The organism is Methylobacterium indicum, assembly GCF_001043895.1.
Taxonomy (GTDB): Bacteria; Pseudomonadota; Alphaproteobacteria; order Rhizobiales; family Beijerinckiaceae; genus Methylobacterium; species Methylobacterium indicum.
In genome coordinates, this window is sequence record NZ_JTHF01000187.1 from 31,700 (window position 1) to 46,870 (window position 15,171).

The window sequence follows — 15,171 nt, forward strand, 5'->3', positions numbered from 1 at the left end:
CATGGGCTCCGACGTCAAACTGTTCTCCAGCTTCACCCTGCGCGGCGTCACGCTGAAGAACCGCGTCGTCATCTCGCCGATGGGCACGTATTCGGCCGAGAACGGGCGCCTCCAGCCCTTCCATCACACTCACTACGCCAACTTCGCCATGGGCGGCGCGGGCCTGGTGATGATCGAGCAGACCTCGATCACGCGGCGCGGGCGGGTGACCAACGGCGATCCGGGCCTGTGGGAGGACGGGCAGATCGGCGACATGCGGGCGCTGGTGAGCCACATCAAGAGCTACGGGGCCAAGGTCGGCATCCAGCTCAACCATGGCGGCCGCAAGTCGTCGATGCAGCGCGCGTTCCGCGGTAACGGCCCGCTGACCGACCGCGACCTCGCCATGGGCGAGGAGGAGTGGGTGCCGCTCGCGCCCTCGGCCCTGCCGCTCGGGGAAGGCTGGCGGATGCCGGAGGCGATCACCCTCGGTCAGCTCGACGGCCTGCGCGACGCCTTCGCGGCGGCGGCGCGACGCGCGGTCCTGGCGGGCTTCGATCTTGTCGAGATCCACATGGCCCACGGCTACCTGCTGCAGAACTTCCTGTCCCCGCTCGCCAACCAGCGGGACGACGCGTACGGCGGCACCCTCGAGAACCGGATGCGGTTCCCGCTGGAGGTGGTGCGCGCCGTCCGCGAGGTCGTGCCATCCTCGATGCCGCTCCTGGCCCGCATCTCGGCCACCGACTGGATCGAGGGCGGCTGGACGATGGATGACAGCCTCGTCCTCGCCCGTGCGCTCGCGGAGGCCGGGATCGACCTCGTGGACTGCTCGTCGGGCGGCAACCTGCGCGTCGGCGCGACCAATTCGAGCCTGGGGCGGGGGCCGGGATATCAGGTTCCCTTCGCCGAGCGCATTCGCGCGGAGACGGGCATCCCGACCGCAGCCGTCGGCATGATCCGCACCCCGGACTTCGCCGAGCGGATTCTCCGGGAGGGGCGGGCCGACCTGATCTGCATCGCCCGCCAGGCCTTGTTCGATCCGTTCTGGGCCCACCACGCGGCCGAGGCGCTCGGCGCCAACGACGGCTTTTCCGACTGGCCGCCGCAATACGGCTGGTGGCTGGAGAAATGGGGCCGCGCGCTCTCCGCCAACGGCGAGCGGCCGATGGGCCCGGAGGTCTTCGCGCCCTCTCCGACGCAAGCGCCCCGCGAGAGCTCCGCGGCCTGAGCACGGGAGAGCACCATGACCACGCGCATCTGGCACCAATCCGTGAACGAGCTGAGCCGCATCGCGGCCTACAAGCAGGGGATCGAGGCTCATGCCCGGACGTTCCTCGGCACGGAGGCCGAGATCCACGTGCAGGGCCTGGCCGAGGGAACCTACGGCGACTTGAGCCCGAGCGACGCGCTCGGCAACGCCTACCTCTACCACCGTGTGCTCGGACCGATCGTCGAGCAGGCCATGGAAGCGGAGCGACAGGGCTACGACGCGTTCGTGATCGGCTCGTTCAGCGAGCCCTACCTGCGCGAGATGCGCAGTGCGGTCGACATCCCGGTTGTCTCCCTGACGGAGGCGTCGCTCCTCGTCGGCTGCTCGCTCGGCACGCGGATCGCCCTGATCTCCAACGCCCCGAACGTCGCCTACATGACGAAGCTCTCGGTGGCCAAGCACCATCTCGAGGCCCGGGTCCAGGCCGTCACCGCGCTCGACCCAGGGATGGACGAGTACGCGCTGATCGCGGCCCGCGACGACCCGTCGGCCCTGATCGAGACTTTCACGCGAACCGCGCGCGCGCTGATCGCCGAGGGGGCCGAGGTGATCGTGCCGGCCGAGGGCGTGATGGCCGAGATCTTCGCCAAGCAGGGCCTGCGCCGGATCGACGGAGCCGTGGTGCTCGACGTGTTCGCCGCCGCCTGGACCCACGCCTTGTCCCTCGTGCGGCTGCGCCGGGGACTCGGCCTCGAGGTCAGCCGCGCCTGGGCCTACAGCCGCGGCTGATGCCCGGCATGAGGAGAGAGACACCGCCATGACGCCAGCCGGACGCATCCTCGGGGATTACCTCGGACACTTCGCATCGCGCACGCTCGAGCCGGATGTCCGCGAGAAGGCGCTGATGTGCCTCGTCGACACGCTCGGCCTCTCGCTCTCGGCGCGCGACGAGCCGACGGCCCGCGCGGCGATCGCCCTGTCGCGACCGCTCGCCCCCCACAGCGACGGCGCGGCGCGAGCCTGGGCATCGGGGGTCGGCCTCGCCCCTTCCGAGGCCGCCTTCGCCAACGGAGTCGCGGCGCACGCGCACTTCCAGGACGACACCGACCATGAGTCCTGGACGCATCCGGGTTCCCTCGTCCCTCCGGCGGTCGTCGCCCTGGCCGAACGGGACGGGGCGAGCCTCGAGGTCGCGCTCCGCGCCCTCGTCGCCGGCTACAGCACGATCAACTGGCTCGGCCGCGACGAGGTCGTGGCACGCCGGTTGATCGCGCGCGGCTTCCGGACGAGCCCGACCTTAGGCACGATCGCCGCGGCGGCGGGCGCCGCCGTTGTGCTCAACCTCGACCCGGAGCGCGCCGCCTCCGCGGTCTCCATCGCGGCCTCCACCACCGGGGGCACCCTCGAGCCGGTGCGGGCCGGCGCCGACGAGTGGCGCGTCCAGAACGGCCGGGCGGCTCAGGGCGGGCTGATCGCGGCCTGCCTCGCCGCTTCCGGCGTCGCCGGCGCCCCGGAAGCTCTCGACGGCCCGAAGGGCTTCCTCGCGACCGTCGCCGGCATGGAGCAAGCGCCGGACGTCTGGTCGACACCGCCCGATCCGGCGGCGATGCGCGGCATCATGTGCAAGCCCTATGCGACGCTCGGCGACAACATGCCGGCCGCGATGGCGGCGCAGAAGCTTCACGGGGAGGGCCTCGACCCCGCCGCGGTCGAGGCGATCGAGGTCACGCTCTGGGAGCCCTACACGGTCTATCCCGGCACGAACTTCAAGGGCCCGTACGAGCGGCTGGTCCAGACCCAGGCCAGCACCGCCTTCGCCGTCTCGGCGATGCTCTCGTGCGGGGACATCACCTACGAGATGGGGACCAGCCTGCGCGATGATCCGGTGATCCTCGACCTCGTCCGCCGGACGACCGTCGTGCCGGACGCGGAGGGCGGGGCGCTCGATTCCCGCATCACTCTCAGAATGAAGGACGGTTCCCGCCGCGAGGCCCATTCCTCGCAGATGCCGCGGGATCTGATCTTCCTGACGCGCGACCGCACGCTCGCGGTCTTCGACCAGCGCCTGACGCGTCTCGGCGCGGCCCCGGGCGCCGCCCGAGCCCTCGGGGAGCGGTTGTTCGACGGGCTCGACGGCGCCCGCAGCCTCCCGCTCCGCACCGTGCTCGACGACATTCTGGCGCTCGCGCGATGACGGCGCCCCCGACCACCGATGGCGGGCACGAGGGCCGGCCGCTCCTGTTCCAGCCGTTCACGATCCGCGGCGTGACGCTCAAGAACCGGATCGTCGTCTCGCCGATGGGCACCTATGCGGCCGAGGACGGCCGGCTGACGCCGTTCCAGTTGGCTCATTACCAGCGCATGGCGATGGGTGGCGCCGGCCTCGTGATCATGGAGCAGACCTTCGTCACGCGGGCCGGGCGGGTCAGCAACGGCGATCCGGGCCTCTGGGCCGACAGCCAGATCGCCCCGATGGCGGCGCTCGTCGGCGAGATGAAGCGCTACGGCGCCAGGACGGCGATCCAGATCAGCCACGGGGGCCGCAAGGGCGGCCAGCAGCGCGCGCACGAGGGCAACGGCCCGATTGGCGAGCGCGACCTCGCCGCCGGAAGCGAGCCGCTCCATCCCATGGGCGCCTCGGCGGTGCCGCTCTCGGATGGCTGGCAAGTTCCGGTCGCGATGAGCGAGGCGCAGATCGAGGGTGTGATCGAGGCCTACGTCGCCGGCGCGCGCCGCGCGGTCCTTGCCGGCTTCGACCTCCTCGAGCTGCATCTCGCCCACGGCTATCTCCTGCAGAGCTTCCTCTCGCCGATCGCGAACCATCGGACCGACCGCTGGGGCGGCTCGCTCGAGAACCGGATGCGGCTGCCGCTCACCGTCGTGCGGCGCCTGCGCGCCACGCTGCCCGACTCCATGCCCCTCTTCGCGCGCCTCTCGGTGACGGACTGGATGGAGGGCGGCTGGACGGAAGCCGACAGCGTCGTTCTCGCGCGGGAGCTGAAGGAGGCGGGCGTCGACCTCATCGACTGCTCGTCGGGCGGCAACATGCGGGCCGGCGCGACGAACTCGAACCTCGCCCGGGGGCCCGGCTATCAGGTCTCGCTGTCCGACAGGCTGCGGCGGGAGGCAGGAATTCCCACGGCCGCCGTCGGCATGATCCGCACCCCGGCCCATGCCGAGCGGATCCTCCGGGAGGAGCGGTCGGATCTCGTCTGCATCGGCCGCCAGATGCTCTTCGACCCGTTCTGGGCCCATCACGCCGCTTGGGAGATGGGCGTGGAGCGGGACTTCGCGTCCTGGCCCGAGCCCTACGGCTGGTGGCTCGACAAATGGGCCCGCGCGCTCGACGCGAACGGCGAGGATCCGCTCGGGCCGGAACGCTTCGCCGACGCCGCGGAATGAGGGAGGGCACGGGATGAACTGGGGGACCGAGCTCGCGACGATCCATCAGCGCTACGGCGACCGGGTCGGGATCGTCGATGCGGCGGGGCCGCACCGGATCGCGGCGGTGCTCGACGTCGCGGCGGGCATCGCGCGCCGCCTCGCGGCCCGTGGCCTCGGCCCGGGCGCCTTCGTGGCGACGATTTTCCACAACTCGGCGCTCGCCGCATCGGCGAGCTACGCCGTCTCGCTCGCGGGGGCGGCGGAGGTGCCCGTCAACCCGCTGCTGAGCCCGCACGAGATCGCGCACGCCCTCGCCTGCACGGGCGCCGGACTGGTCCTGATGGACGGTGCCGATCCGTTCCCGGCCGATCCCGGCGTGCCCTGCGAGGATGTCCGGAGCATCGAGGCGTACCCCTTCGCGCCGGAGGGCTGGCCGGACGTCGATCCGGACGCTCCGAGCCGGATCGTCTTCACCAGCGGCACGACGGGCCCGGCCAAGGGTGCGATCCATACGCATCGCGGCCGGTGGACCGGCACCCTGATGCTGCGCGCCTCCCTGCCCTTCGCGCCGGACGGGGGAAGCCGCGCCCTGCTCATGACGCCGTTCTCGCATGGCAGCTCGCTGCTCACCTTCGCCTACCTCGCGCAGGGGGCGAGCGTGCATCTCATGCGCGGCGTCGAACCGGCTCTGGTGGTGCCGCTCCTGGCCTCCGGCGAGATCACCGAGGCCTTCGCCCCGCCGACGGTGCTCGCCAAGCTCCTCAAGGCCTGGGCCCGCCCGGAGCACCGCGACCTCGTCCCGAAGCTGCGCACGATCCTGACCGGCACGGCACCCCTGACGCCTCTCGTCTACCGTGGCGCCGTCGAGCGCTTCGGCGAGATCGTCCGCGTGACGTACGGCAAGAGCGAAATCTTCAACCCGATCACGGTCCTCGATCCACCCGAGACCGCCGCGGCCTACGCCGAGCCGCCCGCGGAGGGATTGTGCGTCGGCTGGCCGGCGACGGGCGTCCAGGTCGAGATCCGCGACGAGGCGGGCCTTTGCCTGCCACGCGGCGAGACCGGGGCGATCCACCTGATGAGCCCGCACCTCTCGACCGGCTATATCACGCGCGAGGGCCTGAGGTCGCGGGCCGACGGCGAGTTCCACGACACCGGCGACATCGGGTTCGTGGACGCGCGCGGGCGTCTCTTCCTGGTCGCGCGCCAGTCCGACATGATGAAGAGCGGCGGCTACAAGGTCTCGCCCGACGAGGTCGAGCGCGCCCTCGCCCCGTTCCTCCCAGAGACGGAGCTCGTCGTCCTCGGCACTCCGTCCGATTATTGGGGCGAGATCGTCACGCTCGTCGCACAACGGCCGCCCGAGGATTGGCGCGCGCGCCTCAGCCCGGCGCTCGACGCGATGACGCCCTACAAGCGGCCGCGCCTGTTCGCCACCGTCGAGGAACTGCCGCGCAACGCGATCGGCAAGATCGCGCGGACGCAGCTCCGCCGGCGCCTGATGGAGACCCACGACCTCGTCGAGACGGTCAAACCTACCCCCGTTGCGAAGCCGGGAGGAGACGCGACATGACCCCCTTCTCCCAGGTGCCGGCGATCTACCATCGCCCGGTGGGCGACGTTCTCGTGACCGCCCTGTGCGACGGCTACGTCGCCTACGACACGCTGGAAATCATGCGCGACGGCGATCACGCCAAGCTCGCGCGCTTCCTGCAGGAAGACGGGAGGACGGTGCCCCCGGTCGTCTCGATCAACGCCTTCCTGATCCGCGACGGCCTCCGCACCATCCTCGTCGATTGCGGGTCGGGCGATATCATGGGGCCGACCTGCGGCCACCTGCCCGGCCTCCTTCGCGTGCTCGGGATCGCCCCCGGCGCGATCACCGACGTGCTGCTAACCCACGTCCATCCCGATCACTCGAACGGCCTCACGGATCCCGCGACCGGGCGCAAGCTGTTCCCGAACGCGCTGGTGCACGTCCACGAGGCGGAGATCGCCCATTGGTTCGACGATGCGGCGAAGGCGGGTGCGACCGAGCGCCAGAAGCGGGTCTACTTCGATGCGGGGCGGATCCAGCTCGGTCCCTACCTCGACGGCGCGGTCCGCCGGTTCTCGCACGAGCACGAGGCGCTGCCCGGCATCACGGCGGTGCCCTCGACCGGGCACACGCCGGGGCACACCTGCTACATTCTCAGATCGGGCGGCGAGGCGATGATCGTCTGGGGCGACACCGTGCACGTCCCGGAGGTCCAGCTTGGCGATCCGGGCGTCGGCATGATCTTCGACACCGACAGCGCGGCGGGCGCGGTCTCGCGGCGGCGTATCCTCCGGCGCTGCGTCGATGAGGATCTCCTGGTGGCGGGCATGCACATCCATTTTCCCGGCTTCGCCCGCATCCGGCCGGGCCATGTCGGCGCATTCCGGTTCGTCCAGGAACAGTGGTTCCACGCACCGTATCCCGGTCGGAGTGGGCCCGTCGGCTGCTGACGGGGCAGCCCGGGAACCGGATTCCACCGAGGGCGACGACAGCGCCGAGGACCAAGCCGTGCCGACCATGAGCATCTGCCACGCCCCCGCGCCCGGCGGTCCAGAGACCTTGCGCTTCGAGCGGGCCGAACGACCCAGCCCCGCGCCCCACGAGGTGCTGATCCGGATCGGGGCCGTTGGCGTCAATCGCCTCGACGCGATGCAGCGCGCCGGGCATTACCCCCTCCCGCCCGGAACGAACCCCGTGCTCGGCGTCGAGTGCGGCGGCACGGTCGTGGAGGTGGGGGCCGGGGTCGACGGGATCGTCCCAGGGACGCGGGTCGCCGCGCTCCTGCCCGGCGGCGGATACGCGGAATACGCCGTGGCCGATCACCGTCACCTCGTCGCCGTACCGGCCGATTGGGACGATGTGCAGGCGGCCTCCGTCATCGAGACCTTCTGTACGGCGCACGAAACCCTGTTCGAGCTGTCCCGCCTCGCCCCGGGGGAACGGGTGCTGATCCATGCCGGCGGCAGCGCCGTCGGCAGCACCGCGATCCTCATGGCGAGGAGCATCGGCGCGGAGATCGTGGCGACCGTGGGACGGGCGGACAAGGTGTGTCGCCTGCGCGAATGGGGGATCCCGCACGTCGTCAACTACCGCGAGGTGGATTTCGCCGACGCGCTGCGCGAGATCTACCCCGACGGCGTCGATGTGGTGGAAGACTTCATCGGGCCCGCCTATCTCGCCCGGCACGTCTCGCTCCTGCGCTGGCGCGGCCGGCTCGCCTTCGTCGGATTGCTGAGCTCTGGTTCCTGCCAGGTCGACGTCGCAGGGGTGCTCCTCAAGATGCTGCAGCTTCGCGGCTTCACGCTCCGGCCGCACTCGATCGCCGAGAAGGCAGCCGTCGTCGAGCGCTTCCGCCGGCGCTGGCTGCCGGAGCTGACCGACGGCCGCATCACCCCGGCCATCCACGCCGTCCTCCCCTTCGGCCAGGCCGCGGAGGCTCACCGCATGCTGGAGAATGCGGATAATTTCGGGAAGATCGTGCTCAGGATCTAAGACATTCCCGTATAGTGGCGGCGGGGATCGCCAACAGACGGCCCATGCACCGCTACGACCTCTTCACTCTCGAACTCTTCATCGCTGTCGTCGAGGAGCAGAGCATCGCGGCGGCGGCCGAGCGCGCGCATATTGCGGCCTCCGCCATCAGCCGGCGCATCTCGGAACTCGAGGCGATGCTCGGCGCCGAACTCCTGGTGCGCCACTCCAAGGGCATCGACCTGACCGAGGCCGGTACGGCCCTCCTCCATCACGCCCGCACCATCCAGGGCAGCGTCGCGGTGATGGATGCCGAGTTGCACGACTTCGCCAGCGGTCTTCGCGGGCTGATCCGGGTCTCGGCGAACAAGTCGGCGATCATGGAAACGCTGCCGATGGAGCTTGCCGGCTTCCTCGCTCTGCACCCGCTGATCCGCATCAACCTAGAGGAAGGCACCAGCCCCGACATCGTGCAGCGGGTCGCCAGCAACCAAGCCGATCTCGGGATCTTCGGGGGCAACATCCCGGCGCCGGGGCTGCAGATCGTGCCCTACCGGCGCGACGAGCTCGTCGTCGTGCTGCCGCCCGGCCACGTACTCTCGGGGCGGGCCTCGATCGCCTTCGCGGATCTCCTCGACCACGACTTCGTCTGCCTGGAGCGCGGCTCCTCGATCGAGACCCTGTGCCGGCGCGCTGCCGAAGACCTCGGCAGCGAGGTTCGCGTGCGGGTCCGGGTCGGCAGCTTCGAGGGCCAGTTGCGCATCATCGAGAACGGGCTCGGCATCGGCGTCGTCCCGCGCCAGGTCCTCGAGGGGCAGATGCGCGAGACCGGCCTGACCGCGCTCGCACTCGAGGATCCCTGGCGCCTGCGCCCGCTCCATATCGGCCTGCGCGACCACGCCAGCCTGTCGCGACCGGCGCGCCGGCTGATCGCCTACCTGACACAGCCATCTCCAAACGCGACGGCGGCATGCCCAACCGGCGCTTCGTGCGATGCGGGTCCGTCCCTACGCTCCTCCCCGCAGCAGCCCTCCGACTGAGATGGCGCGTATCCGATGCGGCGGAAACAGCCGCGCGGGGGAGGACACGTCATGGGAAGCGTCACGGCGGCCAGAACGCTGTTCGCGAAGATCTGGGACGAGCACGTCGTCAGCGACCTCGGCGACGGCGCCGTGCTCCTGCACGTCGACCGGCACCTGCTGCACGATCTCGGCGGCTCGCGCGGCCTGCTCGACCTCAAGCAGCGCGGCCTCACCGTGCACAGCCCGGGCCTGACCTTCGCGACGCCCGACCACGCGATCTCGAGCGCTGCCGGCCGGGCCGGCACCACCGAGACCGGCTGGAGCCTGCTCCGCGCCCTGCGGGCCGAGACTCGAGAGGCCGGCATCCGCCTGTTCGACGTCGGCGAGCGCGGCCAGGGCATCGTCCACGTCATCGGGCCGGAACTGGCCTTAAGCCTGCCGGGCACGCTCATCGTCTGCGGCGACAGCCACACCTGCACCCATGGCGGTCTCGGTGCGCTCGCCTTCGGGATCGGCTCGTCGGAGCTGTCGCACGTGCTGGCGACGCAGACCCTGGTGCAGCGCCGGCCCAAGACCATGCGGGTGCGCTTCGAGGGCGCGATGCCGCCCGGCGTGCTGCCCAAGGATCTGATCCTGCACCTGATCGGGGTGATCGGCGCGGCGGGCGGCACCGGCTACGCGGTGGAATATGCCGGCTCGGCGATCCGGGCGATGCCGGTCGAGGGCCGGCTCACCATCTGCAACCTGTCGATCGAGCTCGGCGCCAAGATCGGCATGGTGGCCCCCGACGACACCACGTTCGCCTACCTGCAGGGCAAGCCCTACGCGCCCCGGAGCGAGGCGTGGGACGAAGCGGTCACGGTCTGGCGGGAATTCGCCAGCGACCCCGACGCCGCCTTCGACCGAGAGGTGACGATCGACGTCGGACGAGTCGCCCCGCAGGTCACTTGGGGCACCAGCCCCGAGCACGTCGTCCCGGTCGACGGCCTGATCCCCGATCCCGCGTCCGAGCCTGACCCGAGCCGGGCCCGCGCGATGGCGGCGGCCCTCGACTATATGGGCCTGTCCCCGGGCGGCCCGATCGCCGGCACCCCCGTCGACTGGGTGTTCATCGGGTCGTGCACCAACGGCCGCCTGTCGGACCTGCGCGAGGCGGCGGACGTCGCCCGCGGGCGTCGGGTGGCCGAGGGGGTGCGCGCCTGGGTCGTGCCGGGCTCCGAGATCGTCAAGCGCGAGGCGGAGGCCGAGGGGCTCGACCGGGTGTTCGTCGAGGCCGGGTTCGAGTGGCGCGAGCCGGGCTGCTCGATGTGCCTGGCCGCCAACGGCGAGGTCGTGCCGGCCGGGCAGCGTTCGGTTTCGACGTCGAACCGCAACTTCGTCGGCCGCCAGGGGCCGCGCGCGCGCACCCATCTGGCGAGCCCCGCGATGGCGGCCGCCGCCGCGCTCGCCGGTGCCATCGCCGACGTCAGGAGGGCCGGATGAACCGCTTCACTCGCCTCGAGGCCATCGCCGCGCCGATCCTCATCGAGAACATCGACACCGACGTGATCATCCGCATCGAGCGGCTGGTCGGCAACGGTATCCGCGGCACGCTCGCGCCCTGGTGCTTCGGCGCGCTGCGCTACCGCGCCGACGGCTCGGAGGATCCCGACTTCATCCTCAACCGGCCGCCCTACCGCGAGGCACGGATCATCCTGGGCGGGCGCAACTTCGGCTGCGGCTCATCGCGCGAGGGTGCGGTGTGGTCGCTCCAGGAGCGCGGCGTCGCCTGTGTCATCGCGCCGAGCTTCAGCGACATCTTCTTCAACAACTGCTTCCAGAACGGCATCCTGCCGGTCGTCCTCGACGAGGAGATCGTGGCCAGCCTCGCCCGCGAGGTCGAGGAGAGCCACGGCTCCGGCAAGGTCACGGTCGATCTCGAGGAACGCTGCGTCGTCTCGCCCTCCGGCCGCCGCTTCCCCTTCGCAGTCGAGGCTCGTCGGCGCGAGTCGTTGCTGCAGGGGCTCGACGAGATCGGCACCACGCTCCGGCAGGCCGACGCGATCGCCCGCTTCCAGGAGCGGGACCGGCGGGTGCGGCCCTGGGTGTACGCGGCGGCGGGCGATGCGGCGGGAGATCGAGCATGAGCGGGACCAACATGATGCGCGTCGCGGTGATCGGCGGCGAGGGCATCGGGCCGGAAGTCACGGCCCAAGCGAGCCGCGTGCTGGCGTGGTTCTCCGAGCGCCGCCGCCTGCCGGTCGAGGTAGCGGAGGCCGAGTTCGGGCTCGACGCCTACCGCCGCACCGGCAAGGTGATCCCGCCCGAGACCCGGGCGGCGATCGAAGGCGCCGATGCGATCCTGTTCGGTGCCACCGGCGGCCCGGAGACCGCCGAGGTGCCGCCGGAGGCGCGGCGCGAGGGCAGCCTCTTGAAGCTGCGCCGCTCCCTCGACCTCTACGCCAACCTGCGCCCGATCGTGACCGATCCTGCGCTCTACGATTCGGCGCCGTTGAAAGAGCGTGTTCTGACCGGCGTCGATTTCGTCATCGTGCGCGAGTTGTCGAGCGGTATCTATTTCGGCGAGCCGCGAGGGATCGAGACCCGGCCCGACGGCAGCCGGCGCGGTTTCAATACCAACAGCTACACCACCGAGGAGGTCCGGCGGGTAGCCCGCTTTGCCTTCGAACTCGCCCGCAGCCGGCGCGGCCGGCTCTGCTCGGTCGACAAGGCCAACGTGATGGAGGCGAGCGTGCTGTGGCGCGAGGAGGTGATCGCGCTCCATGCCGAGGAATTCCCGGACGTCGAGCTATCCCACATGTATGTCGACAACGCTGCGATGCAGATCGTACGGGCGCCGGGGCAGTTCGACGTCATGGTGACGGACAACATCTTCGGCGATATCCTGTCGGACTGCGCCGCGATGGCGGCGGGCTCGCTCGGAATGCTGCCCTCCGCCTCGCTCGGGCCGGCCGATGAACAGGGACGGCGCACTGCGCTCTACGAGCCGGTGCACGGCTCGGCCCCCGACATAGCCGGGCGAGGAATCGCCAACCCGCTCGGGTCGATCCTGAGCGTCGCGATGATGCTGCGCCTGACCCTCGGGCGGCCCGACGACGCGATCCTCCTGGAGCGGGCGGTCGGCGACGCCCTGGCGCACGGCGCCCGCACCGCCGACATCGCCGAGCCGGGGTGCGCCCCGGTCTCCACCGCCGCCATGGGGGACGCCGTACTGGCCTCGCTCGACCGCCTCGCGGGCTGACGTGCCGGCAATCCCTTCCACTCTCGATCCGGGAGACCGCGAGCCATGACGTCCCCTCTGACGTCCCTGCCGAAGGTGTCCGTCCTGACCCGACGCCATGTGGTGACGGCGCTCGGCGCGAGTGCGGCGCTCGCCGGCTCGCGCGCAGCTCGCGCCGCGAGCGCCGCCAAGGGCATCTATCCGGTCGCGACCTGCAGCTACATGGTGTTGTTCGCCGCCCAAGGCCTCGGCTACTTCAAGGATGAAGGACTCGACAGTCGCCTCGTCCAGGGTGGGTCGGGCGTGAAGACCCGGGAGATCATCGCCTCGGGCCAGGGCGATTTCGCGCTCGCTGACTTCGTCCACCCGATGCTGCTGACGAATAAGGGGCGCCCGTGCAAGGCGCTCACCGCGGTCGACCGCATCGCGGCCGGCCTGCAGTTCATGATCCGGGCCGACCTCTACGCGCAGGGCATCACCGACCTCGCCAAGTTCGTCGCCTGGAAGCGCCCGGACGGGCGAAAGCCCCTCGTCGGCGTCTCCTCGATCGGCGGCACGACCCACGTCTGGTCGACCTACTTCCTGGAAAAGCTCGGCTATGACGGCATGGTCACCTGGCTCGGAGTCGGCAACGTCGACACGATGCTCGGCTCGCTGAAGACGAAGCAGGTCGACGTCCTCATCAACACCTACTCGCTCGTCGGCGAGGTCGAGCGCCAGGGCTACGGCAAGCTGCTCTACGACGGCTCGGACCCGCGCAACTGGGACACGGTGATCGGCGGCACGGTGCCGGTGACGGTGAATTACTGCCTGCAGGCGCGCATCGACCGCGATCCAGCCCTGGTCCAGGCCTGGACCAACGCCGTGATGCGCGCCGGGCAGTGGATCGACAAGCACGATCCCGAGGAGATCTACGGCACCATCGAGCCCTTCGTCGGCTCGACCTCGCGCGAGTCGAACCTGATCGAGATCAAGGCGACCAAGGCAGTCGGCAACCCGGCCGGGCTGATCGACCAAGCGGCGTTCGACCGCGGCGCCAAGGTGTGGTTCCGCGAGATGACCGGCGTGCAGAAGCTGCCGCTCGACGCCGTCTACGCGGCGCGCTTCGCCGAGGCCGCCGCCGCGAAGTACCCGGCGTGATGCTGGCCCTCGCCGAACCCCCGGCTCAAGCGGCGCTCGCCCCCGTGCGCGTCGACGTGCGCGGCCTCTCAAAGTCCTTCGCCCTACACGGCCGGCGGATCGACGCGGTCGAGGACGTCTCGTTCACCGTGCGCCAGGGCGAGTTCGTGTCGCTGCTCGGTCCCTCGGGCTCCGGCAAGAGCACGGTGCTCAACATGATCGCGACGCTGCTCGCCCCGACCGGCGGCTCGATCCTGATCGACGGCAAGGCCGTCGTGCCGGGCCGGACCACGCCGCAGGTCGGCTACGTCTACCAGAAGGACACGCTGTTTCCCTGGCGGACCGTGGCCGACAACATCGGCTACGGCCTGGAACTCGCAGGGCTGTCAAAGGCGGAGCGGCACGAGCGCGTCGCCCGGGCGGTGGCCCGGGTCGGGCTCACCGGTTTCGAGGCGGCCTATCCGGCCTCGCTCTCCGGCGGCATGCGCCAGCGCGCCTCGCTGATGCGCACGCTCGTGCGCGAGCCCGAGATCCTGCTGATGGACGAGCCGTTCGGCGCCCTCGACACCCACACCAAGCTCGACATGCACGACGTGCTGCTCAAGATCTGGGAGCGGGAGAAGCAGACGGTGCTGTTCGTCACCCACGATCTCGGCGAGGCGCTCACCCTGTCGGACCGGATCATCCTGTTTTCCGCCCGGCCGGGGCGGATCAAGGACTGTTTCGAGGTGCCGTTCCCGCGTCCGCGCGATGGTGTCGCGATGCGCGAGACGCCCGAATACGCTGCCCTGTTCTCACGGATCTGGCACGCGCTCGGCGAGGAGTTCAAGAAGGCGCGCAAGTCATGAGACTCTTGCCATGAGCCGGCCGCTCTCCACCCTCGCCTGGCAGGTCGCGATCGTCGCCGTGCTGCTCGCCCTGTGGCAATGGGCCTGGAGCCTCAAGCCCTACGCGCCCTGGGCGGTGCCGGACCTGTTCGATCCCTACTTCGTGTCGCGCCCCTCCGAGATCTTCGAGCAGTTCCTGCGTCTGAGCTGCCTGCAGCCGAAGCCCGGCGAGTTGGCGATGCCCGGCGGGACCGCCTTCTCGGCCTGCACCGCGCGCTACGAGAACAATTTGTGGTTCGCGACCTTCGTCACCCTGCGCAATACGTTCTTCGGCTTCCTGACCGGCGTGACGAGCGGCGTCGTGCTCGGCCTGCTGCTCGGCCGTTCGCCGCGCCTGGCCGAGATCGCCTCGCCCTTCGTCACCGCGGTCAACTCGATCCCCCGGATCGCGCTCGCCCCGATCATCATCCTGGCCTTCGGCATCGGCGACGCCTCGAAGATCGCGACGTCGTGGATCGTCGTGGTGTTCCTGGTGTTCTTCAACACCTTCGAGGGCGCGCGCTCGGTCGATCCCGACTACGTCAACGCCTCGCGGCTGCTCGGCGCCTCGGAGTGGCAGATCACCCGGACCGTCATCATTCCCTCGACGATGGCCTGGGTCTTCGCCTCCCTGACGCCGGCGGTCTCGTTCGCGTTGATCGGCGTCATCGTCGGCGAGTTCATCGGCGCGGAGTTCGGGATCGGACGCCTGATCATCGAGTCGGAAGCGCGCGGCGAAGCCGCCGGCATGATGGTCGCGGTGTTCGTGCTGATGATCGTGGGCATCGCCCTCTCGGCGGGAATCCAGCGCATGCAGAGCTACCTGCTGCGCTGGCAGCCGCGCCACCAGGGCCGATGAG

General features: G+C 70.6%; 14 protein-coding genes. All 14 read left to right on the forward strand.

The annotated features are described in order from the left end of the window. The first annotated feature begins 1 nt into the window (after position 1). The 14 genes from QR78_RS21780 (at position 2) to QR78_RS21845 (ending at position 15,170) form a co-directional block, all read left to right on the forward strand. Complete coding sequence (locus tag QR78_RS21780) at positions 2–1,210, forward strand: NADH:flavin oxidoreductase/NADH oxidase (protein WP_048429671.1); 1,209 nt, start codon at positions 2–4, stop codon at positions 1,208–1,210. Positions 1,211–1,225: 15 nt separating this feature from the next. Then, the gene (locus QR78_RS21785; protein ID WP_048429672.1) at positions 1,226–1,981 is read left to right on the forward strand and encodes an aspartate/glutamate racemase family protein; all 756 of its coding nucleotides are present in this window, start codon (positions 1,226–1,228) and stop codon (positions 1,979–1,981) included. 28 nt (positions 1,982–2,009) lie between these two features. Next, a complete protein-coding gene (locus QR78_RS21790) occupies positions 2,010–3,386 on the forward strand; it encodes an MmgE/PrpD family protein (RefSeq protein ID WP_048429673.1) in 1,377 nt (458 codons plus the stop codon). Then, complete coding sequence (locus QR78_RS21795; protein ID WP_048429674.1) at positions 3,383–4,594, forward strand: NADH:flavin oxidoreductase/NADH oxidase; 1,212 nt, start codon at positions 3,383–3,385, stop codon at positions 4,592–4,594. The genes QR78_RS21790 and QR78_RS21795 overlap by 4 nt, the downstream gene beginning before the upstream one ends. 13 nt (positions 4,595–4,607) lie before the next feature. Further along, positions 4,608–6,149 (forward strand): class I adenylate-forming enzyme family protein, encoded by a 1,542-nt coding sequence (locus QR78_RS21800; RefSeq protein ID WP_082171503.1) that lies wholly within the window; start codon positions 4,608–4,610, stop codon positions 6,147–6,149. Then, positions 6,146–7,063 carry an MBL fold metallo-hydrolase gene (locus tag QR78_RS21805; protein WP_048429675.1) on the forward strand — a complete coding sequence of 306 codons (918 nt, stop codon included), beginning with the start codon at positions 6,146–6,148 and terminating at the stop codon, positions 7,061–7,063. Before QR78_RS21800 ends, QR78_RS21805 begins: the two co-directional genes overlap by 4 nt. Before the next feature lie 67 nt (positions 7,064–7,130). After that, positions 7,131–8,105 (forward strand): NAD(P)H-quinone oxidoreductase, encoded by a 975-nt coding sequence (locus QR78_RS21810; RefSeq protein ID WP_048429702.1) that lies wholly within the window; start codon positions 7,131–7,133, stop codon positions 8,103–8,105. Positions 8,106–8,149: 44 nt separating this feature from the next. Then, the gene (locus tag QR78_RS21815; protein ID WP_053221031.1) at positions 8,150–9,124 is read left to right on the forward strand and encodes a LysR substrate-binding domain-containing protein; all 975 of its coding nucleotides are present in this window, start codon (positions 8,150–8,152) and stop codon (positions 9,122–9,124) included. Positions 9,125–9,175: 51 nt separating this feature from the next. Then, positions 9,176–10,588: a 3-isopropylmalate dehydratase large subunit gene (gene leuC / locus QR78_RS21820; protein ID WP_048429676.1), complete on the forward strand. Its 1,413-nt coding sequence runs from the start codon at positions 9,176–9,178 to the stop codon at positions 10,586–10,588. Next, positions 10,585–11,232 (forward strand): 3-isopropylmalate dehydratase small subunit, encoded by a 648-nt coding sequence (leuD, locus tag QR78_RS21825; protein ID WP_048429677.1) that lies wholly within the window; start codon positions 10,585–10,587, stop codon positions 11,230–11,232. The genes leuC and leuD overlap by 4 nt, the downstream gene beginning before the upstream one ends. After that, the gene (leuB, locus tag QR78_RS21830; RefSeq protein WP_202972662.1) at positions 11,229–12,347 is read left to right on the forward strand and encodes a 3-isopropylmalate dehydrogenase; all 1,119 of its coding nucleotides are present in this window, start codon (positions 11,229–11,231) and stop codon (positions 12,345–12,347) included. Before leuD ends, leuB begins: the two co-directional genes overlap by 4 nt. A gap of 45 nt (positions 12,348–12,392) precedes the next feature. After that, complete coding sequence (locus tag QR78_RS21835) at positions 12,393–13,466, forward strand: ABC transporter substrate-binding protein (RefSeq protein WP_048429678.1); 1,074 nt, start codon at positions 12,393–12,395, stop codon at positions 13,464–13,466. Beyond that, positions 13,466–14,293 carry an ABC transporter ATP-binding protein gene (locus QR78_RS21840; protein WP_048429679.1) on the forward strand — a complete coding sequence of 276 codons (828 nt, stop codon included), beginning with the start codon at positions 13,466–13,468 and terminating at the stop codon, positions 14,291–14,293. The genes QR78_RS21835 and QR78_RS21840 overlap by 1 nt, the downstream gene beginning before the upstream one ends. Positions 14,294–14,303: 10 nt before the next feature. Then, complete coding sequence (locus tag QR78_RS21845; RefSeq protein WP_048429680.1) at positions 14,304–15,170, forward strand: ABC transporter permease; 867 nt, start codon at positions 14,304–14,306, stop codon at positions 15,168–15,170. The last annotated feature ends 1 nt before the right edge of the window (position 15,171 follow it).

Excerpts from the sequence above, each read along its gene's own strand:
- QR78_RS21780 (WP_048429671.1), top strand. The coding sequence starts at position 2 with ATGGGCTCCGACGTCAAACTGTTCTCCAGCTTCACCCTGCGCGGCGTC.
- QR78_RS21785 (WP_048429672.1), top strand. The coding sequence starts at position 1,226 with ATGACCACGCGCATCTGGCACCAATCCGTGAACGAGCTGAGCCGCATC.
- QR78_RS21790 (WP_048429673.1), top strand. The coding sequence starts at position 2,010 with ATGACGCCAGCCGGACGCATCCTCGGGGATTACCTCGGACACTTCGCA.
- QR78_RS21795 (WP_048429674.1), top strand. The coding sequence starts at position 3,383 with ATGACGGCGCCCCCGACCACCGATGGCGGGCACGAGGGCCGGCCGCTC.
- QR78_RS21800 (WP_082171503.1), top strand. The coding sequence starts at position 4,608 with ATGAACTGGGGGACCGAGCTCGCGACGATCCATCAGCGCTACGGCGAC.
- QR78_RS21805 (WP_048429675.1), top strand. The coding sequence starts at position 6,146 with ATGACCCCCTTCTCCCAGGTGCCGGCGATCTACCATCGCCCGGTGGGC.
- QR78_RS21810 (WP_048429702.1), top strand. The coding sequence starts at position 7,131 with ATGAGCATCTGCCACGCCCCCGCGCCCGGCGGTCCAGAGACCTTGCGC.
- QR78_RS21815 (WP_053221031.1), top strand. The coding sequence starts at position 8,150 with ATGCACCGCTACGACCTCTTCACTCTCGAACTCTTCATCGCTGTCGTC.
- leuC (WP_048429676.1), top strand. The coding sequence starts at position 9,176 with ATGGGAAGCGTCACGGCGGCCAGAACGCTGTTCGCGAAGATCTGGGAC.
- leuD (WP_048429677.1), top strand. The coding sequence starts at position 10,585 with ATGAACCGCTTCACTCGCCTCGAGGCCATCGCCGCGCCGATCCTCATC.
- leuB (WP_202972662.1), top strand. The coding sequence starts at position 11,229 with ATGAGCGGGACCAACATGATGCGCGTCGCGGTGATCGGCGGCGAGGGC.
- QR78_RS21835 (WP_048429678.1), top strand. The coding sequence starts at position 12,393 with ATGACGTCCCCTCTGACGTCCCTGCCGAAGGTGTCCGTCCTGACCCGA.
- QR78_RS21840 (WP_048429679.1), top strand. The coding sequence starts at position 13,466 with ATGCTGGCCCTCGCCGAACCCCCGGCTCAAGCGGCGCTCGCCCCCGTG.
- QR78_RS21845 (WP_048429680.1), top strand. The coding sequence starts at position 14,304 with ATGAGCCGGCCGCTCTCCACCCTCGCCTGGCAGGTCGCGATCGTCGCC.